Source organism: Aliivibrio sp. SR45-2 (genome assembly GCF_963890165.1).
GTDB lineage: Bacteria > Pseudomonadota > Gammaproteobacteria > Enterobacterales > Vibrionaceae > Aliivibrio > Aliivibrio salmonicida.
Map to the genome: position 1 here is coordinate 12,719 of NZ_CAWPRC010000151.1, position 20,188 is coordinate 32,906.

A 20,188-nucleotide genomic window follows, 5' to 3' on the forward strand; every position below is an offset into this window, starting at 1 on the left:
TCGCTATGCAAAAAGTAATATGGAATGAAGGCATGTTATTACGCCCTCAACATTTCCAACAAAATGATCGTTATTATAATCATCAATTACAAACAAGAACCCAACAGCAACACCGCTTCAATTGGGGATTTCATTCTCTAAGTTTTGATAATCACCACCTATCTGTGGGAAAAATCGTGATAAATCAAGCCAGTGGAATTTTACCTGATGGTTCCTTATTTGATATCCAGCATCAAGCAACGCCAATTATTTGGGAATCTGACGAACCAAAAACAAACCTCACATTATATTTGGCTTTATCTTTATCCACCGTAAATAGCCCGGAAGCTCGTAGTGACAAAGAAACAGGCATTAACACTCGCTATCTTTCTTATGATCTCACTATTGCAGATAACAACGCTCAAATACAAAACTTACAAACCATCTCTTGTGGTGAATTAGATTTTCATATCATTACAGAAGAAGAACTAGATAATCACTGGGTAAAATTGAAACTCTGTGAAATAAAACAAGTCACTCCTGAAGGCGCAATTCAGTTAAACCAAAACTTTGAAGCCAGTTTCATTAATGGTCAGCACTCTTCCTTGGTTCATCGCTCTTTGCGAGAAGTATTAACGTTAGTCACTCATAAAGCTGACATTCTTGCAGAACGAATTACTCAATCAGGCCATGCGACATCAGAGATCGGGGATTTTTTATTACTTCAATTACTGAATAAATACGAACCTCAATTGCATTACTTAAACCAATGCAATCAATATCATCCAGAAGAGTTGTACTTATTACTTGCCACACTACAAGGCGAATTAGCAACCTATGATTCAGCTCAACGTCGTGCAGAGTTAAGTCTTGCTTATAACCATAAAGAACAAGGGGATTCCTTCGAGCGCCTTCTTTTCCGCCTTCGTAAACAATTAAACCAATCACTCAAACAAAATGCCTTTGAGATCCCACTTCAAAAACGTAATCCCGGCGTTCTCATTGCTCCGATTTCAGATACGAGCTTGTTACAAGAAGCCTCCTTTATTCTTGCCGCCCGCTCTCATACGGATGCAGAAACGTTACGTAAGCAGCTTCCTCCACAATTAAAAGTAGGCCCTGTTGAGAAAATTCGAAACTTAGTCAACTTACAATTACCAGGAATAACTTGCCGATCGTTATCGGTCGCACCGCGACAAGTCCCTTTCCATGGCGATTATTGTTATTTTACTCTTGATTTGAATGCGAATGACCGCTCTCAATTAACTCAATCAGGAGGTTTTGCGTTCCATATCGCTGGAGATTTTCCAGAACTGTCCCTCTTTTTTTGGGCTATAAGGAATAAATAATATGAGCAGCATGGATGACCGCACGGTACTTATTACCCAAGACCCAAATCAAGTTAGCCCTACGTTAACTCAGAGCCCCAATGCCCCAAAGTTTGATCAATTACAAAATCGAATGGTGTATGCCGCTCGTATCAAACCTGAAGAGTACAACTTTGCTGGCAACAACCCACTGATTAGCGCCGCATCGTCTTTGCTTTGCATTACGTGTGATTTAAAGAAAGAAACGTATCAAGATATAGATCTACTCAAGCCTAAATTAGTCGAAGAAATTAAATCATTTGAATTCCAAGCCTTAAATTCAGGCGTTGAGAATAACTACGTCGCACTATCCCGCTATTTACTGTGCTCTTTTATTGATGAAGTGGTGGTTACTACACCTTGGGGAGCCGAAAGCCACTGGGCATCACAAAGTATGCTTAGTAGCTTTCACAATGAAACCTATGGCGGTGAGAAGTTTTTTCTGTTGCTTGAAAAGCTAAGTCGAAATCCAGCTAAGTATTTAGAATTATTAGAGTTAATGTATTTATGTTTAAGCTTAGGTTTTGAAGGTAAATACCGTGTTTTATCTCGAGGTTTAATTGAATTAGACGCCATTCGAGATTCGTTATACCGCCAAATTCGATCGTTACGTGGTGATGAAAAATCAAATCTTTCGCCAAATTGGGAGCCTAAACAAGTGCAACGACATAAGCTGACAAGACAAACATCATGGGTAGGCATTGTCTGCGTAGTTCTGTTTTCTTTATGTGCTATCTATGGTGGTTTTTACTATGTCTTAGACCAGCAATCAGCTCACGTTATTCAAGCATTTGAACACATTGAATTATAGGATTGTCAGGGATGAAATCATTTTTTAACGCTTTATTAAATACGCTCAAGCAAACATGGTGTTGGTCTTTATTAATCGCCTTATTTATCGCCCTTCTTTTTTGTTTGTTTGGCCATTACATCGCGATAGCATCGACGCCATTAATTGAGTCGACGACAGGAAAAATATTAACCGTTATCGTCTGTCTTATTTTATGGGGTACCTATAACCTCTCTCTTTGGTGGTTAGAAAAACAAGAAGCACAAAAAGAAGAAAATAAAGACGCATACCAAGCCGCTCAAACAGAGTTGGCTTATGTACATGCACATTCAAACATACTAAAAGAAAAACTTGATGCGGCTATTGCCACAATTAAACGGGCTGGATTGTATGGAAAATTAAATAACAACATTAAATACCAACTTCCTTGGTACATGGTTATCGGCCCTCAAAATAGCGGAAAAACGACTTTACTAGAATGCTCAGGGCTCGATTTCCCCCTAAATCAAACCGATGGGCATTACACAAGAGACATCGAAAATAGCCAACATTGCGAATGGTACTTTGGTAATCATGCCGTATTATTAGATGCTGCTGGACGCTTTTTTGATCAACATGAACACGAATTGACCAACCCTATTTGGATTCGTTTTCTAAAAGCATTACAAAATAAACGCCGTCGTCGCCCTCTTAACGGCGTAATTTTAACCATTGATGTCAGTGCATTACAGTCACCTGATGAGAGTAGCATTGAACTTCAAGCTCGTTATGTACGCGAACGCCTACAAGAATTAAGACACGAATTAAGCTCTGATATGCCTATTTATTTTCTATTAACCAAAATGGATAAGGTCGAAGGATTTGAACCTTTTTTCTCCTCTCTTTCTCGAGAAGAAATGGATCAAGTTTTTGGAATTACATTCAACGAAGGCGAAGGGCAGAAAGCAAATAAAATAAAACATGAGTTTGAAAAGCTAATTTCACGAATAGATTCTCAAGTAATGTCTAAATTACATGATGAGCGAGACGTAATGAAACGCGCAGAATTGTTGCAGTTCCCCCGCCAATTAAGCTTTTTAGCCGAACGTTTAGCTCTATTCTCTGAATTGGCATTTACCAAAACACGCTATCACCAAGCCGCTCATTTACGTGGTTTGTATCTAACCTCTGTGCCAGAGCCAAGCCATCAACATACAGAATCGACAACATCAAGTATTGGACAAAACTTAGGGATAAGTTCTCGAGTATTACCGACCTATCAACACCAACGAGGCTTCTTTATTCGTAAACTATTAGATGATGTTATTTTCCCTAACAGTGAATTAGCGACTCTTGATGATAATTATGAAAAGAGAATTAAAATAAAGAATGCCTCCATCTATGCATTTTCATTTTCAGTTATCATCGGGTTAGGCGCACTATGGGCAACGAGCTTTTTAAGTAACCATACTAAGCAACAGCAGTTACTCACATTTGCTGACGATTATAACCAGTCGATTGTTCATCTTTCTCCTCTTGCCACCTCTGTTGAACTATTACCGACATTAGATGCGTTATTATTGGCAACAAAAGTGTACCAATCAGATGAGTCTTCATTTACTGAAGGCTTCACCGGATTACAACAAAACAAAAAATTAAAAGAAGCGGCAGAGACTGCTTACCATAATCAACTTAACCATTTATTACTTCCAAAAATAACCAGTGAGTTAGAATATCAAGTAACGAATAATCAAGAAAATCGAGAATTTTTAACCCCTTCACTTCGCGCTTATCTCATGCTTAATTTGCATGATCACCTTGATAGAAAATACCTTGAAGAATGGATGAGCTTACATTGGTCATATTTATACAGTGGCTCAGCAACCGAACAACAATCGTTGCAAACTCATTTATCTAATTTACTTAATATTGGTTTTGAACCTGTTGAATTAAATAATAATCTCATCGCGAAATCACGAAAATTTCTGCGTGAAGCCGACACATCAGAGTTAGTTTACCAACAGCTGAAACAAGACGCCAAAGAGATGAAACTGCGTGACATCAAAATCAGTGACCATCTAGGGCCAAATCAAAATCTATTTAATCACACCAATATTATTATTCCTGGGCTGTTTACTCAAAAAGGGTACCAAACCGTTTTCCTAAGCAAAGGATTAGACCAAGTAAAACAACTCATTGATGAGAATTGGGTCATCGGACTATCAAGCGATTTAAGTACTAATGAAATACGTAATTTATATTCAGAAGTTGAAGACCTTTATTTTCATGATTACATCCGCTACTGGAAAGATGCGGTCGATCAATTGCAAATAAAACCCTCACGTAATATTGATGAAGCGATCCTGCAGATATCAAACATCACAGGCTCAAGCCAACCTATATTAAAATTACTCAATTTAATACGTGAGAACACAACCTTTATAGACCAAGCTCAACTGGCTGAAAATACCGCAAAAACGGCGAAGAAATTACCGATAAATCACAAATTAAAAAAAGTCGCTTCTCTTGGTCTACATAGTGTCGAAGAGCGGTCACAAAGTGCACGAAAAGCAGTCAGTAATCAATTTGAACCACTGAATTTATTATTAACTGATAAAGCGCAAGCGACGATCCCATTAGAAGATGCTCTTGTCGTAATAAATGAACTTGGGGGACGTCTTTCTATGGTTAAGTACTCGCCGAACCAAGATTCATCAGCCTTTAAAATTGCACGAGATCGCATGCAAGGAATGCCAAATGAATTAAATGATATTCGAGTCATGGCAGAAACATTGCCGCAACCACTTCAACAATGGTGGAGACAAGTTGCGAATAATACATGGGGTATTTTACTTACCCATTCTAGAAACCACATACAAATGGTCTACCAAGACAAAGTCATCAATCATTACGACGTCGCACTCGCAGGTCGTTATCCATTTAGAAACAGCAATCAAGACGTTAATATTGCTGACTTTGATGAATTTTTCCAAACTGGGGGGATTTTAGATCATTTCTACGATGCTTATTTAGCTTCATTTGTGCATCAACAAAAAGGGAAGTTTTTAGAGAAGCAACTAAACGGACGCTCTTTAGGCCTCTCTAACTCTTTTTTGAACCAATATTATTTTGGCTTAACCATTCAAAAAATGTTCTATGGCTCAAAAGGAAAAGAAGCAAATGTCTCCTTCCGAATTGCCCCATTTGAACTGGATGCGAGTGCTCTGCAATCAACCTTCTATTATGGTAAAAATAAGTTTGCTTATCGTCACGGTCCTATTCAGAAGAAACAGTTCACTTGGCCTATTACAAATCAACGTCAATACGTCAGCTTTGTCTTGCAAGACTTAAGCGGTACAAAAGTAGTTAATCAACAAAACTCTGGTCCTTGGGCTTTCTTCAGAGTATTAGATAAGTTCACTGTAAATAAGTACCGAGGAAAAGATGTCATCAAAGTCGATCTTAAAAACCGAGGGATGAACGCAAAGTACCTTATTTATAGTGACCGAACACCGAACCCATTTAATCGTAAAATTCTGACTAATTTCTATCTTCCAAAAAGGATTAATGGATGAGTCAACAATTTCAAATGGCTTATTTCTCTGCAGAAGGAAAAGTAAGGGACAAAAATGAAGATTCTATTTTGTCTCTTACTGAACAAGGGATTTGGGTCGTTGCTGATGGAATGGGTGGCTATGAACACGGTGAGATTGCCAGTGGCATGATCACCAATTCATTTAAAACAGAGCAGCTTCATGGAACATTAGATCAAAAAATCACAAAAGCAAAACGAATGCTTTTAAAAGTAAATCATCACCTAAGTCAGGAAAAAACGCTCTCTCGTAGTCGCATTATAGGCAGTACCGTTTGCATGTTAATCGCTCATCATGGGCACATGGCTTGTCTTTGGGCTGGTGACTCAAGGTGCTACTTATTTCGACATAAAAAACTGTATCAAATATCAAAAGATCACACTCAAGAACAGAATGGAAAAGAGGCACTAACTCAAGCCATTGGAATGGGGAGTAACTTGCAAATTGAACACTGTATCATCCCTCTTCAACATCAAGATACGTTCTTACTCACAAGTGATGGGGTACATAAATACCTATCAAATGCCATGATAGAAGCTTGTATGGCATTACCTAGTACGCTTAAGGGATGCTATCACCTAAAAGAGCAAGTATTACTGACTCCTGCAAATGACAATTTATCTGCAATAATGATTAAGGTGTATCGATGAATACTATGAATATAGATCAGTTTATTGGCGAAAATAATTCGATCGACAATGCAATAGACTCAACGAAACCTAAAAAAATTAAGCCCATACCTAAAGTTATTAATGGCCGCTATAAAATAAAACGAGTATTAGGCGTTGGAGGCATGGGAGTGGTGTATCAAGTGGATGATTTATTACTTCATAGCCTTGGTATTGACGCGTGTGAATTCGCAATCAAAGTGCTAAATAGTGAGGCTTCTTCTTATCATGACGCTGAATTAATTTTAGTAAATGAGTATTTACAAGCCAATCAACTGCATCACCCAAATATTGTCCCAATCTCACACCTCGCGTTATGTAATGAATCTCAGCGAGGTTTTCTTGTTATGCCAATGATAAAGGGAGATCTCTTATCTTTATTATTAGAATCCCCTTTTGAATCCATTCCAGACAATGACCGGTTAAAATACGCTTATGTGTTAATTAATTGCCTCATTCATTGTCATAAAAGAGGTGTAATTCATGGCGATATAAAGCCGAGTAACGTACTTATTTCAAATAATAATGAAGTGCATTTATTCGATTTCAGTATTAGCCGAAATGTGAATTCTGAACATAATAAATTTGCGATTGATTTTAAAAACGTACATGCCTGGAGTGGTGATTATGCCGCTCCAGAAGTACTTCAAGGGAATGCGCCAACCATTAAAAGTGATCTCTACTCCCTCGCTATTTTACTTTATAAACTTCTACTAAAAACGCACCCTTATCAACAAAAAAAAGACATTTCAACTCACCGAACAAAAGAAGAACAGCGACTACATCTATTGTTGCTTCAAGCAATGAGAGTGGTTCCATCTGAACGTCAAATGAATATGAAAGCGCTATTATCCATAATTAAATCCATCAACACACAGCAATCCAAAACCAATAATATATCGGCCTTAAAACGAGTGACGTCAATATTCACCAAACGTTAAGCGATTTCTTTCATATCATCAGTACTAAAACACGATATTTGATTTCTGCCACTTGTTTTTGATTCATACAACGCAATATCTGCCCGCTTGTAAGAGGATTCATTACTGTGACAAATATCGGTAACCCCACCACTGATAGAAACTCTTATATCGGCATACAAACTCACTGCAACTCTGAGTCGATTTAATATTACTTCCGCTTCTTTAAGGTTCGTATTAGGCAAAATAACAGCGAACTCTTCTCCGCCAATACGAGCAATAAAATCATTCGGGCGACTCTCTTTTTGTAAAATACGTCCAACTTCAATAATGACCTTATCACCCACGTCGTGACCATAATTATCATTAATACGTTTAAAGTGATCGATATCCACAATGGCTAAACAACACGGTTTTGGTGTTACGTTAGTTGTAAACTCATGAATTATTGCTGCAAATTCACGTTCAAATTTACGGCGGTTCCAGCATTGCGTTAATCCATCTTTTTCACTTAAATCACGGAGTTGATTTTCTAATTCTTTACGAGCGGTAATATCCACAAAAGAAGCGATATAAAACTCCATTTTTCCTTCTTTATTAAAAACAGCTTGGATTCTTAATATCTCAGTAAGAAGAGAACCATCTTTGCGCTTATTAATGACCTCTCCCTCCCAAAGACCATCGGTTTCTAATGCTTTCCACATCTCGATATAAAAATCTTGTTTATGATCACCCGATTGAAAAATAGAAGGCGATTTGCCCAATACTTCATGCTCTTCCCATCCGCTTAATCGAGTAAACTCATCATTAACTTTGATAATACGATTTTTTTTATCCGTAATGACAATAGCAGACATACCATTTAGAGCCGCTAAAGCCAATTGGCTCTCAAGGCTCGTTGTTCTATGTTTCGATATATATCGAGAAATAATAATGGAGAGAGAAATTATCAGAAGGAGGGCCATTATTGCTTCGTAAATGATAAACGTAAGCTTATGACTCTGCAGGTTACTCTCTTGAAGATGATTATTTTTTAATAATAAATAAAGCGTACTCTTATAATATGTTCCGCCTAACTCTATCTTAGAAAATGAATAATTCACGTCCTTATAATCAACGCTTCCACTCTTTTGAGATTTCATTAACTTCCACAGTTCTGGCCTTTCCACTAAAAGGTTGTACTGGTTACGTTCCGGAATAAGATGGCCTAAGGTTTTTCGTTTATCTTTAGATGCTAGGTAATAGCCATCCTCATTAATAAACTCTAGCGAATAGCCAGTATTAATAGACTGCTCAACTTGGGTAACGATGTTATAAGCATCAACATTAAAAACCAAATACCCTTTTCGTTCATTCCCTACCTCTACAGGTGTAAATAAACGCAATACTGGTTGTGGCGGAATAAGTGATTTCCCATTCTCCGTTTCTAAATCTACACCAAAAAAACCAATTTCACTTGCCGCTAGTGTTTGAGCGTAAATAAAATAATCTCGTTTAGATTTGTCTTGTAACTGATGTTCAGGGGTTATCGATATTCCATTAACACCATGATCGATGCGAGAGACTTCTCTACCATTAACATCAAGAAAACGAACTTGTGATATATAGGTTAAATTAGTCACGGTTAACGACCACAATGTTTCTAATAAGGCTTTATTTTTAGAAGAGGGATCTTGAATGAATTGTAATAAAACCCGATTATCCGCAAGTAAGTTCAATGAAGTGCCTAACTGAGAACCAATAAAATAAACTTCTTTTTTACTGTAATTCAGTTGATGCTTAGCTTCATTTTGCCCATCAGTGTAAATTGTATTTAGTTGTGTCTCATACTGATTTCCAAAATAAAACATTGGAGTAATCCCGATTAAGACCATGGTAATAACAAAATACTTTATTTGTTTAAAATTAATACTGTTCTTCACTGCTTGCCAACATTTTTCTTTTATTCTACCAAATCAATAAATTTAAATAGTGATATCACGCGAGTAAATAGAATAACTAACGTGATATCACTATTTAAATTTATTCATACAAAAAAGCTCGAAAATAGCTCGAGCTTTAAGATTAAAATCAATTATAACTAAGAGTTACTCATTAAAAGCCATAATTTAAGCTTAATGTACTGTAAATCTCATCGTGTGTCTTCCCTGTTGCTACTACGCTGTTATAAATATATTCAGCGTCTAACATGAGCGATAAACTTTCCATTAGCTTATTCTTTAAGAATACATGCGTCGTTGTGGTTGTATTTGAACTGCCATAATCGACACGGACACCACCACCGGCTTCTAAGCCATCTGTTATTTTTGATTGCCCTTCAATAAAAAAGTTCGCAATCATTTCTTTTTCTGAATTATTAGGTAAATCGTCATCAAATGCTTGGCGTTTAGAGTATCTATAACCAGGCCCCGCCCCGACATCTAATGCTGAATGTTCAGTATCAATAAGATTCGCACCAAAACCGCCGACTAATAGTGCTTGTTCACGATAAGTCGCAAATTGGTCATGTTCATATTTTGCATTACCAAAAGCAAAAATTCTCTCAGTGATGTCATACTTTACATCATAAATTGTCTTATTCTTATTGGTTCCGTCATCCTCTTCATTACCTTTTGTGTAATACGTAGAAAATTCGCCAGTATGATGCCATCGTGCTTCTTGATACTTTAAAATAATACCAGAATTAACTGACATCGAGGTTTCATCTGTTTTTGAATAAATGAAACCGACTTTCGCATCACCACTAAACTCACCAGAAACATCATCTTCTTCTGCCGCTACGACGGAAAAATTAAATAAAGTAAGTGCCGAAATAAACGATGCTATCGCAGTTAACCTAAACATGCGTATCCTCTTAAATTAATTATAATTGTTAATGATTATAACGGGGTTTGCTTTATTGAATGCCAAACCTACACAGTCGTATTACATTTAAGACATGAACTATCGCTGATTTTAGTTTAAATTTCTTGCTTGTGTTGTTTAATTAAGCACTTGGCCTGTTTTTCATTATTTATCCTTGCAATCTACATAGCCATGTTTAATAATCTCTCTCGTTCTAACGAACAACAGAATCTATGGAGGCCCTGGTCCTCCCGCAACACTAACTCGTGAACTCGGTCAGATCCGGAAGGAAGCAGCCGCAGCGAGTGACGTGTGTGCCGGGATGTGGCTGGGGCTTCCACCCAATCCCCCTTTGCAAAACAACATCCTCAGCTTTATTATTCCCTAAATTAAATTCGTAATGTAAATAAAACCAACATTGTTCTAACTTCATCAAATCAATACTTTACTGCTCATCTATATTGTTTAGACTATAGCCTTCTAAATAATCAGGATTGCATACGATGAAACAGAAAGGCTTCACTTTGATAGAACTTATCATTGTAATTGTGGTTTTAAGTATCTTAGCAATTACTGCAGCATCAAAATTTATAAACCTTCAACGTGATTCTCGAATTTCAGCGCTACAAGGGCTAAAAGGAGAAATGACTGGAGCAATGAACCAACTACACCCAAAAACAATTCTTGCAGGAGTTGACACTCAAGCAAGCGGGTCTATAACAATACTTGGTGATAATATTCACATTGTATATGGTTACCCAAAAGCCGATGCAGCCAAATCTTGGAATAAACTAATGAATCAAGTTTTTGTTGATTCTCAATACAATGACAATATTCCATCTGAATGGTATTTTCATAATGACACCAGTAAACCCTATATTACTTTCATGCACAGAAGTAAAAAATACAGTACTGATAAGTGTCATATTAAATACAGTGAAGCGGTAAATAGATCTGCAATCCCTGAATTTGAATTGATTGATACTGGTTGTTAATCACATAATTTAATTAGAAATACCCCACCTTCATACAAAAACTTGTGCAACTATTCACTTTTACATGAGTTTTATTGAGATCTGTCCTGTAATTTATAAATTGTTCCTAGCACATATTTATTTCTATTCTAATCTTATTTCACATCGATTAAAAAGTGGTTGATGATTTTTGAATTATCTTTAAGGATATGAAATGGAACATTCAAATTTAAAAAGAAAACATAATTATAAATTTACCCTCTCTACCCTCACAATTTCTTGTCTTATGGCATTTAATGCTCAAGCTGCGATAGATTGCGGTCCTCTAAATACATGGAGTGGCGACACCGTTTATAATGGTGGTGACCAAGTGAAACAGGGAAATAATGCTTATAAAGCAAAGTATTGGACTCAGAATAATGATCCGGCAACGGCTGGTGAATGGGGTGCATGGCAAGACTTAGGCTCTTGCTCTGGTGATCTTGTTAATATTGCACCAACCGTCGATTTGACCTCTCCTAGCTCAACAGATAACATCGCTATTGGGGATATTGTAACGTTAACCGCTTCTGCGGCGGACAGTGATGGTTCAGTCGTTCGCGTTGATTTTTCGGTTGATGGGTCAGTAATAGCATCATCAACGACCTCCCCTTATAGCGCTCCTTGGACAGCTCTTGAAGGATCTCATACCTTTAGTGCTCAATCTTATGATGATAAAGGTGCCGTCAGCACTGAAAGCTCTGTTGTTGTAGCTGTAACCGGGACTCCAACTGACAATATTGCGCCAACGGCAAGTTTAAACTTATCTGCGTCAAGTGTAGAGGTGGGGGCTATCGTCGCATTAACCGCTGATGCAACCGATTCTGATGGAACGATTGATAAAGTCGATTTCTACGTAAACAATACGCTTATTGGTACCACAGCAACCGCACCTTATACTCTACAATACAAAACAACGGCTGCTGGTTCACTTTCTGTTTATGCAAAAGCAACCGATAATTTAGGCGCATCGACCAACTCTTCTCCTTCTACATTAACCGTAACAAGTTCACTTCCTATTGCAGACAACTGCCGTCCTGATGGTATGTATCAAACTGAAGGGGTAAATGTTCCATACTGTACTGTTTATGATAAAGAAGGTCGTGAGTTAATGGGGGCCGATCACCCTCGTCGTGTTATCGGCTATTTCACTAGCTGGCGTGATGGTGGTGATGACCAAAACAGTTATCTGGTTAACGATATTCCTTGGGAGCAATTAACGCATATAAACTATGCCTTCGTAAGTATTGGTTCTGATGGCAATGTGAATGTCGGTGATGTAACCGACCCAAATAATGCGGCCACAGGCAAAGAGTGGGCAGGTGTTGAAATTGATCCAACTCTTGGCTTTAAGGGTCACTTCGGTGCATTAGCAACAGCAAAAGCAAAACACGGTGTTAAAACACTCATTTCTATTGGTGGCTGGGCTGAAACAGGCGGTCACTTTGGTACCGACGGAAACCGCGTTGCTGATGGCGGTTTCTATACTATGACAACCAATGCCGATGGCAGTATCAATCAAGCAGCAATCGAAAAATTTGCAATTTCTGCTGTTGAGATGATGCGTAAGTATAAATTCGATGGTCTAGATATCGATTATGAGTACCCAACATCAATGGCTGGTGCCGGTAACCCTGACGATAAGACGTTCTCTGAATCACGTCGTCCTTACTTAATGAAGTCATATCATGAACTAATGCGCGTTCTACGTGAAAAGCTGGATGTGGCTAGTTCGGAAGATAATATCCATTACATGTTAACGATTGCCGCTCCATCTTCTGCTTACCTTCTCCGTGGCATGGAAACAATGGCCGTCACTAAGTATCTCGATTACGTCAATATCATGTCTTACGATTTACACGGCGCGTGGAACGATCATGTTGGCCACAATGCCGCATTGTTTGATACAGGCAAAGATTCTGAATTAGCACAATGGAGTGTTTATGACACTGAAGCTTACGGGGGTATTGGCTATTTAAATACCGATTGGGCTTTCCATTACTTCCGTGGTTCTATGCCAGCAGGTCGAATCAATATTGGTGTTCCTTACTATACTCGTGGTTGGCAAGGTGTCACTGGTGGTGAAAATGGCCTTTGGGGTCGAGCACCATTACCAGATCAAGCACAGTGTGATGCTGGTACTGGTGAAGGTGAGAAAAACAACTGTGGTTACGGTGCATTAGGTATCGATAACATGTGGCATGATAAGAACTCATACGGCCAAGAAATGGGCGCAGGCTCTAACCCTATGTGGCATGCTAAAAACCTTCAAGAAGGTATCTTTGGTTCTTATGCAAACATTTATGGGTTAGACCCTGCAAATGATCCTGCGGATAAATTGGTCGGCACTTATACTCGTCATTACGATAATGTTGCCGTTGCCCCTTGGTTGTGGAATGCAGAGAAAAAAGTCTTCTTATCAACAGAAGATAAAGCATCTATTAACGTAAAAGCGGATTACGTGATCGATAAAGAGATCGGCGGCATCATGTTCTGGGAACTTGCTGGCGATTATAACTGTTACGTACTTGATGCCAACGGTAAACGTACTTCAGTAGATGCCACGGAAGCCGCATGTCAAACTGGCAATGGTGAATACCACATGGGTAATACCATGACTAAAGCGATCTACGATAAATTCGCCGCCGCAACGCCTTATGGTAATACCGTTGCTACGGGAGCACTTCCAACAGAAACCGTTGATATTGCTATTTCGATTGATGGATTTAAAGTGGGTGATCAAAACTACCCTATCAATCCAAAAATCAGTTTCACAAACAACACAGGACAAGACATTCCTGGTGGAACTGAATTCCAATTTGACATCCCTGTATCTGCACCTGATAACGCAAAAGATCAATCTGGTGGTGGTTTACAAGTCATCGCTTCTGGTCACACTCGTGCAGATAATATTGGTGGTCTAGATGGCACAATGCATCGGGTTGCTTTTACTCTTCCTGCTTGGAAAGCTCTTCCTGCTGGTGGCGTATATGAACTAGACATGGTGTATTACCTACCAATCTCTGGTCCTGCAAATTATTCAGTAAAAATTAATAACATTGAATATGCATTTACCTTTGAACAACCAGATTTACCTGTCGCTGACTTATCTACTGGCGGTGGTGATAATGGTGGTATTCCTGATGCAGGCTGTGACGCGACAGGTTTAGTAACGTACCCTGACTTACCACAAACAGATGTGGCAGGTAACCCTAGTCATGCAAACACTGGCGATAAAATCGTTCATAATAACGTAATTTATCAAGCAAACTGGTGGACATCAGCGACGCCAGGCAGCGATGGCAGTTGGACAAAAGTGTGTAATATTTAATTAATAACAAAAAGAGCAGCCATTCAATGACTGCTCTTTTTATTTTTATCAAATTAAAACATCATTATTATGAGGGAGTAATTCTATATCTACTACGAAGATCTTCTATCGAGAGTGGCTTATCAAAATAATAGCCTTGAACTAAATCACATTGGTACTCTTTCAATTTATCAAACTGCTCTTTCGTTTCTACCCCTTCGGCGACAACCGTCATTTGACATGAAGCACCAATCGCTATAATCGCCTTAACTAAGGTTTCACTTTGCTCATTTACAAACAAACTATTAATGAAAGTTCGATCAATTTTAATCTCTGTAATTGGCAAAATATTCAAATAGCTTAATGACGAATAACCCGTACCAAAATCATCTAATGAAATACCAAAGCCTAATTGTTGTAGTTTTTGTAGAATAGGAGACACATTATCTAATTCACTGATTAAAATATTCTCTGTTATCTCTAATACTACTCGCGATACATCGATGCCTGTTTGTTCAATAATGTGCATCACACGTTGAATGAAATTTGGCTGAATTAATTGCTTCGGAGAAATATTCACCGACACTTTCGCTGCCTCTTTTCCATTTGGCATAAACGCCAATAAGTCTTCACACGCTCGCTGCAATACAAAATCACCAATCGAATCAATAATCCCAATTTCTTCTGCCGCCGCAATAAAATCAACAGGAGAAACAAAGCCCAGCTTTTTATTATTCCATCGACATAACGCTTCAACACCACATAATTTACCCGTTTGAATATTTATCTGTGGTTGATAACAAACAAAAATTTCTGAACGATCTAAAGCAAAACGTAATTCTTCTTCTAGATGAAACTCATAACTGACTTGGTCATCAATACTTTGATCAAAAAAGAGTGAGCCCCCTTTTTGTTTTTCTTTGGACTTATAAAGCACGATATCAGCTTTAGAAATAAGAGCCGTCGAATTATTCGCATCACTTGGGTACATCGCAACACCAATGCTGCAGCTTGTCGATATCTCTTTACCATGAATCAAAAATTGCTCATTAAATACAGATTTAATGAGCTCTACTTTGACTTCTGCTTCTTCTACCGAGGTTAATAATGGGAAACAGAACACAAATTCATCCCCCCCAAATCGGGCGACTATATCTTGTCCTTTAAGCATACGACTAAATTTAGAACTTATTTTCTTAAGTAAGACATCACCAACTTCATGACCAAAGCGATCATTTATTTTTTTGAAATCATCTAAATCAACGAACATCACTGCCAATTTCTTTTCTGACAATTCAGCACGCTGGATACCCAATTCAATTTTAGATTCAAGCATCACTCGATTAGGAAGTTGCGTTAAAGAATCATGTAAGGCCATATGCTGCATTTTATTTTTCGTTTTTTCTAGCGTCGTAAAATCATGATGAATACGAGTTTTAAATCGATTAAATCGCATTTCAACATAGCGACTTACCGCTAATGACAACAACGTTAAAATAAAAGCCAAGGTTAATGTTAATAATAATATCTTCATTAACTCTTTTTCATTTTGAACAATCAGCATTTGTTCTTTTTCTTCTAATAGCTTTTCAGTATCCGCCGTGTATATTCCAGCACCGATTGCCCATCCCCATGGTTTATACCCTTTAATGTAACTGAGTTTCTCTGCAGGCCCTAAAGTCGCTGGTTTAAATGAACTGGTATACTCAATGAAACCTTCACCTTTTTGAGCGATTTCTAACATCTTCTTAGTTAGATTCATTGGATTTGGGGTGTCTACTGTGTATTTTTGTGGGCTAACAAACTCTTTATTGTAATGGGCTAGTACATTACCAAATGAGTCTAATAGGAAAATATATCCATTTTTTCCATAACGAATTTCAGATATCCAACTCAATAAACGCGCTTGTATATCGTGCTCTATATCAAAAATATACTCCCCCGTACTGATGTATAAATCTAACGGTTTAAAATATTTTGCGTATCCTATTTTTTCAAACTCTTGCTCTGAACCATTCGGTTTTGGGTACCACCAACGACTAAAGCCCTCGCCTTTCTTTTTTAATAATGCGGTTAATTCTTTATGTACAAAGGTGCCTCTGACGTCTTGAAATTGGCTAATGTCCGTCCCTTCAAACTCAGGAAAAATAGGATGCATAATATTAATACCATCCATTGAATGAATAAAAAAGTACCCTCTTCCCTCATTGAATCTAACTTGTCGTAATGCATTGGAAATTAAACTAAGTTGTTCTGCTTTTGTTTTGTCTCTGTTTTTTTCATAGATAAAACGGATAGTGTTATACCCATCATCCACTCGTTCTTTTATCCGTTTCTTTAGCGTTGTTTCTGCCAAATTACGTTCATACTCTATTTGCTGAAAAATATTTTCTACTTGATGCTTAATTTGATCTTTCTGTTGATCAACAGATTCTCGATAAACGGATTCAATTAAAATTTCTACTTTTGATCTATTTTCATGAATCACCATTGCGTTTAACACGAATGTAAACACACCAATTAATACAATTGGCATAATAGAAATCAGCATTAGTAGTTTTTTATCTGATTGTCGTGGCATCAATACCCATTTCCAAAATTAGAAATACAACATGACATGATAATAAATTTACAAATTAATAACAGTAATAATCTTACTATCATTAATATCAAACAGAAAAAAATGTGACTCCTGCCAAATATAAGCACGCCTGTTACTTAAGTAAATTATAGACACATTAATAATCAATCGATTAATTTATCCTGAAATAATTGCCCTGAATATGAGACTCACAATAACCTGTGTAAATTTGATTTGTATAACCCTTAACTCCGTACTAAATTAGTGGGTATTAAATAAATAGTTACCATCTTGAGGTTTTCATGAAACGCATTGCTATATTAACACTATCAACTGTTTTATTATTCACAGCAGGATGCTCCCAACAAACAGAATCAACAACACTACTATCTTCAGATAATATAAATCCACTGTGTAATGTTGATAATGGAATGAGTGGAGGTTGGGTAACATCAACCGTAACTCCAGAAGTTGAAGCCGCTTTAAATCATGTGTTAAGCATGATGAATACATCTGCAAAACTAAAACAAATTACCGAAGTGAAAACACAAGTTGTTAATGGCATTAACTACGCGATTGATTTTGAGCTTGATGACGGTCAAATTTGGAATACTCGAGTATTTAGAAGTCTTGATGGCAAATTCAAAATGACCCAACCCGCGCAACAAGGCAGCATGACTCAAGATTGCCAATAATTTCATTTATACTGTTTTAAGAGGATTTTTTATGTTTAAGAAAACATGCATTACACTTGGCCTGCTTCTTTCTTTAGCTGCGTGCAGCTCTTCAGGCACACAAGAACCAACAACAGCTCAAAAAGCCAATCCAGCCGCTGAATTTTGTGCTGAACATGGAACTTATGATGTAGAGTCAGGTAACTGTAACTTAAATACTGGTGAAGTTGTGAATGGATGGGAATACTACCGCAGCCAAAAGCACACGATGACAAAACCAGTTGAGAAACCAATTGGCAAGCCAAACCCTGCTGCAACTTATTGTATTGACCAACTGGGTGCTTATAATTTAGATAACAGCACGTGCACACTAAAAAATGGTGAAATGGTTGATGCTTGGGATTTCTTTCGTAGCAATCAAAAATAATACCCTAACTTAGGCTTCTTCTAAGTAGATAAAATTAAGGCTGATTTCTCAGCCTTTTTTATTATCTTTTTCTTTACTGATAGTAAATCTCATTTAGAATGCCTTCATTGCTTTTATTAATGGATTAGACATGTCGTATTTACTTTCAATAACCTTACTTTGGGCCTTTTCATTCAGTTTAATTGGCGTGTATTTAGCAGGACAAGTCGATGCTTGGTTCTCTGTCTTAATGCGAATAGGCCTAGCGACGCTTGTTTTTCTTCCTTTCTTACGTCCAAAACAAGTCCCTTTGCCAATCGCTATTAAATTAATGCTCATTGGCGCGATCCAACTTGGGTTAATGTACGTTTTCTATTATCAATCTTTTCTCTATTTAACGGTTCCTGAAGTTTTACTTTTCACCGTAATGACACCCATTTATATCACCTTATTAAACGATGCTTTTGAAGGTAAATTTCACCCTCATTTTATGATCAGCGCTCTCATTGCCACTCTTGGAGCAATAGCTATCCGATACAATGGCATAGATGCCGGGTTTTTATTAGGTTTTGCTACCGTACAAGGCGCGAACCTGTGCTTTGCAACAGGACAAGTCACTTATAAACGATTAATGAAAGATAACCAACTTGAACAAAAAAACGTATTTGGTTTTTTCTTTATTGGCGCGTTGGTTGTAGCAAGCGTGTGTTATGCCCTTTTTGGAAATAGTGAAAAACTTCCAACAACATCGACACAATGGGGAGTATTAGTTTATCTAGGGATAATTGCTTCTGGGCTTGGCTATTTCATGTGGAATAAAGGGGCAACACTGGTCAATGTTGGCGTTCTAGCAGTCATGAATAATTTATTAATTCCAGCGGGGATATTAGTCAACTTAGTCATTTGGAATCGCGATGCTGATATATTCCGTTTAAGCCTTGGTGGAGGGTTAATTCTCATCGCTTTAATCGTCAACCAACAATTAGAAAAACGACGTTCTCGATAAATAAATAGGGCACTATTAAAATAATAAATAGTGCCCCTTTACCAATTACTTCTCTACTCTCTTACAACCATAGGACGCAGCAGTACAAGTAAAATATAACCATGAAGCTGCACCAATAAATTTACAGCCTTCTTCAAATACTTGAGTCACTTCATAACCAAACGGCAAATACCCTTGAATAACATCTGTAGCGATAGAACCCGCAAGTAATCCTCCAGCAACTAAAAATGCAAATCCATCAATTTCAACAATATCTTTAAAATGAAAAGCCAATAGCGCTAATGCCACCACCACATAAAAGAAATAGCAGATATATTGATTTACATAACGATCATGAATTAAGAAGAAATCATCTACCGCTAAGATAGATGCCAGCATTCCCATTAATATCAACAACCTTCTGTGTTTGCCACTGTGTAGATAAATAGCACTGAAATAAGCAACCGCGAGTGAGGAAATCCAAAACCAGACTCCAATATTAGAAAGAAAACCTAAAAAGCTATGTACTTCTGTTTGTTGCGCTAAATCACGCAAGACCTGCATAGGTGTAAACCCAAGTGCCTGATGCAATCCAACAAGTGAAAGTGCATAAAATAAGATTGCAGGAATAAATGCAAAAACAAAATAAAGCATTATTTTTTTAGGTTCAAAGATCTGGCGGATAATGTGATTCAAAAGGCTACCTCTAATACGGTTGATAGGAATATGACGTAATTTACAAGCTCCAATATTCTGCCTCTCAAATGACAATAGCAACGCTGCTGCCCTCTTAAAATTAAGACCATATTAAAATAGAGGTTATCTTTACGTCTTGATAATTTAGATTAAATTTATTAATACATAATAAAAACATAACTTTCCATTTAACCCAATTCAATCAACAAAACAAATAATAACAATCTTATCAATAACTAGCGTAAATAGTGTGTTTCGCCCTGTAATATCTATATATTTATACAAAATTTAACTTTCTAAAATATCCCTTTTACCATTAGTAAATTTAATCATTACAAGAAAAATTACTCGTTTTACTTGGTCGCTTTTTAGCCTCATAGTCG

The 20,188-nt window shown here is 37.4% G+C and carries 14 protein-coding genes and 1 other RNA gene; 11 read left to right on the forward strand and 4 right to left on the reverse strand.

Annotated features, from left to right (window positions below; genetic code table 11):
* Positions 1 to 5 precede the first annotated feature (5 nt).
* The 5 genes from tssK to AACV33_RS10265 are packed head-to-tail and all read left to right on the forward strand — an operon-like array spanning position 6 to position 7,317.
* Entirely contained in the window at positions 6 to 1,328 is a 1,323-nt protein-coding gene (tssK, locus tag AACV33_RS10245) for a type VI secretion system baseplate subunit TssK (protein ID WP_182700171.1), read from the forward strand.
* Between the two features lies 1 nt (position 1,329).
* Positions 1,330 to 2,157: a type IVB secretion system protein IcmH/DotU gene (gene icmH, locus AACV33_RS10250; RefSeq protein WP_182700172.1), complete on the forward strand. Its 828-nt coding sequence runs from the start codon at positions 1,330 to 1,332 to the stop codon at positions 2,155 to 2,157.
* An 11-nt stretch (positions 2,158 to 2,168) separates the two neighbouring features.
* Entirely contained in the window at positions 2,169 to 5,690 is a 3,522-nt protein-coding gene (gene tssM / locus AACV33_RS10255) for a type VI secretion system membrane subunit TssM (protein ID WP_182700173.1), read from the forward strand.
* Complete coding sequence (locus tag AACV33_RS10260; protein ID WP_182700174.1) at positions 5,687 to 6,358, forward strand: PP2C family protein-serine/threonine phosphatase; 672 nt, start codon at positions 5,687 to 5,689, stop codon at positions 6,356 to 6,358. Before tssM ends, AACV33_RS10260 begins: the two co-directional genes overlap by 4 nt.
* Entirely contained in the window at positions 6,355 to 7,317 is a 963-nt protein-coding gene (locus tag AACV33_RS10265) for a protein kinase domain-containing protein (RefSeq protein ID WP_182700175.1), read from the forward strand. Before AACV33_RS10260 ends, AACV33_RS10265 begins: the two co-directional genes overlap by 4 nt.
* On the opposite strand, the gene AACV33_RS10270 is transcribed toward AACV33_RS10265, so the two are convergent.
* Both AACV33_RS10270 and AACV33_RS10275 read right to left on the reverse strand, forming a co-directional pair.
* Positions 7,314 to 9,146, reverse strand: coding sequence for a sensor domain-containing diguanylate cyclase (locus AACV33_RS10270; RefSeq protein ID WP_096325342.1), 1,833 nt, complete (start codon positions 9,144 to 9,146; stop codon positions 7,314 to 7,316). The two genes, AACV33_RS10265 and AACV33_RS10270, sit on opposite strands and share 4 nt — an antisense overlap.
* A 244-nt stretch (positions 9,147 to 9,390) precedes the next feature.
* Positions 9,391 to 10,140, reverse strand: coding sequence for a DUF481 domain-containing protein (locus AACV33_RS10275; RefSeq protein WP_023604600.1), 750 nt, complete (start codon positions 10,138 to 10,140; stop codon positions 9,391 to 9,393).
* A gap of 240 nt (positions 10,141 to 10,380) precedes the next feature.
* Here AACV33_RS10275 and ffs point away from each other — a divergent pair.
* The 3 genes from ffs to AACV33_RS10290 all read left to right on the forward strand — a co-directional run bounded on the left by ffs (position 10,381) and on the right by AACV33_RS10290 (position 14,484).
* An RNA gene (gene ffs, locus AACV33_RS10280) (signal recognition particle sRNA small type) lies at positions 10,381 to 10,477 on the forward strand.
* A gap of 166 nt (positions 10,478 to 10,643) precedes the next feature.
* Entirely contained in the window at positions 10,644 to 11,135 is a 492-nt protein-coding gene (locus tag AACV33_RS10285) for a type II secretion system protein (RefSeq protein ID WP_017022919.1), read from the forward strand.
* Between the two features lie 193 nt (positions 11,136 to 11,328).
* Positions 11,329 to 14,484, forward strand: a complete 3,156-nt coding sequence (locus AACV33_RS10290) for a chitinase C-terminal domain-containing protein (protein ID WP_182700176.1) — start codon at positions 11,329 to 11,331, stop codon at positions 14,482 to 14,484.
* A gap of 67 nt (positions 14,485 to 14,551) precedes the next feature.
* On the opposite strand, the gene AACV33_RS10295 is transcribed toward AACV33_RS10290, so the two are convergent.
* A complete protein-coding gene (locus tag AACV33_RS10295; RefSeq protein WP_023604597.1) occupies positions 14,552 to 17,044 on the reverse strand; it encodes a bifunctional diguanylate cyclase/phosphodiesterase in 2,493 nt (830 codons plus the stop codon).
* 302 nt (positions 17,045 to 17,346) lie between these two features.
* On the opposite strand from AACV33_RS10295, the gene AACV33_RS10300 reads away from it, so the two are divergent.
* From AACV33_RS10300 to AACV33_RS10310, 3 genes are all read left to right on the forward strand, one after another.
* Positions 17,347 to 17,739 (forward strand): cystatin domain-containing protein, encoded by a 393-nt coding sequence (locus AACV33_RS10300; RefSeq protein ID WP_017022917.1) that lies wholly within the window; start codon positions 17,347 to 17,349, stop codon positions 17,737 to 17,739.
* A gap of 31 nt (positions 17,740 to 17,770) precedes the next feature.
* The gene (locus AACV33_RS10305; RefSeq protein WP_182700177.1) at positions 17,771 to 18,145 is read left to right on the forward strand and encodes a DUF333 domain-containing protein; all 375 of its coding nucleotides are present in this window, start codon (positions 17,771 to 17,773) and stop codon (positions 18,143 to 18,145) included.
* 130 nt (positions 18,146 to 18,275) lie between these two features.
* Positions 18,276 to 19,130 (forward strand): carboxylate/amino acid/amine transporter, encoded by an 855-nt coding sequence (locus AACV33_RS10310; protein ID WP_012550492.1) that lies wholly within the window; start codon positions 18,276 to 18,278, stop codon positions 19,128 to 19,130.
* 45 nt (positions 19,131 to 19,175) lie between these two features.
* Here AACV33_RS10310 and AACV33_RS10315 read toward each other — a convergent pair whose 3' ends face one another.
* Positions 19,176 to 19,805, reverse strand: a complete 630-nt coding sequence (locus tag AACV33_RS10315; protein ID WP_023604745.1) for a hypothetical protein — start codon at positions 19,803 to 19,805, stop codon at positions 19,176 to 19,178.
* Between the last annotated feature and the right edge of the window lie 383 nt (positions 19,806 to 20,188).

Bases quoted from the DNA above. Each gene is read 5' to 3' on its own strand.
- tssK (WP_182700171.1), top strand. From the start codon at position 6: ATGCAAAAAGTAATATGGAATGAAGGCATGTTATTACGCCCTCAACAT.
- icmH (WP_182700172.1), top strand. From the start codon at position 1,330: ATGAGCAGCATGGATGACCGCACGGTACTTATTACCCAAGACCCAAAT.
- tssM (WP_182700173.1), top strand. From the start codon at position 2,169: ATGAAATCATTTTTTAACGCTTTATTAAATACGCTCAAGCAAACATGG.
- AACV33_RS10260 (WP_182700174.1), top strand. From the start codon at position 5,687: ATGAGTCAACAATTTCAAATGGCTTATTTCTCTGCAGAAGGAAAAGTA.
- AACV33_RS10265 (WP_182700175.1), top strand. From the start codon at position 6,355: ATGAATACTATGAATATAGATCAGTTTATTGGCGAAAATAATTCGATC.
- AACV33_RS10270 (WP_096325342.1), bottom strand. From the start codon at position 9,146: ATGTTTTATTTTGGAAATCAGTATGAGACACAACTAAATACAATTTAC.
- AACV33_RS10275 (WP_023604600.1), bottom strand. From the start codon at position 10,140: ATGTTTAGGTTAACTGCGATAGCATCGTTTATTTCGGCACTTACTTTA.
- AACV33_RS10285 (WP_017022919.1), top strand. From the start codon at position 10,644: ATGAAACAGAAAGGCTTCACTTTGATAGAACTTATCATTGTAATTGTG.
- AACV33_RS10290 (WP_182700176.1), top strand. From the start codon at position 11,329: ATGGAACATTCAAATTTAAAAAGAAAACATAATTATAAATTTACCCTC.
- AACV33_RS10295 (WP_023604597.1), bottom strand. From the start codon at position 17,044: ATGCCACGACAATCAGATAAAAAACTACTAATGCTGATTTCTATTATG.
- AACV33_RS10300 (WP_017022917.1), top strand. From the start codon at position 17,347: ATGAAACGCATTGCTATATTAACACTATCAACTGTTTTATTATTCACA.
- AACV33_RS10305 (WP_182700177.1), top strand. From the start codon at position 17,771: ATGTTTAAGAAAACATGCATTACACTTGGCCTGCTTCTTTCTTTAGCT.
- AACV33_RS10310 (WP_012550492.1), top strand. From the start codon at position 18,276: ATGTCGTATTTACTTTCAATAACCTTACTTTGGGCCTTTTCATTCAGT.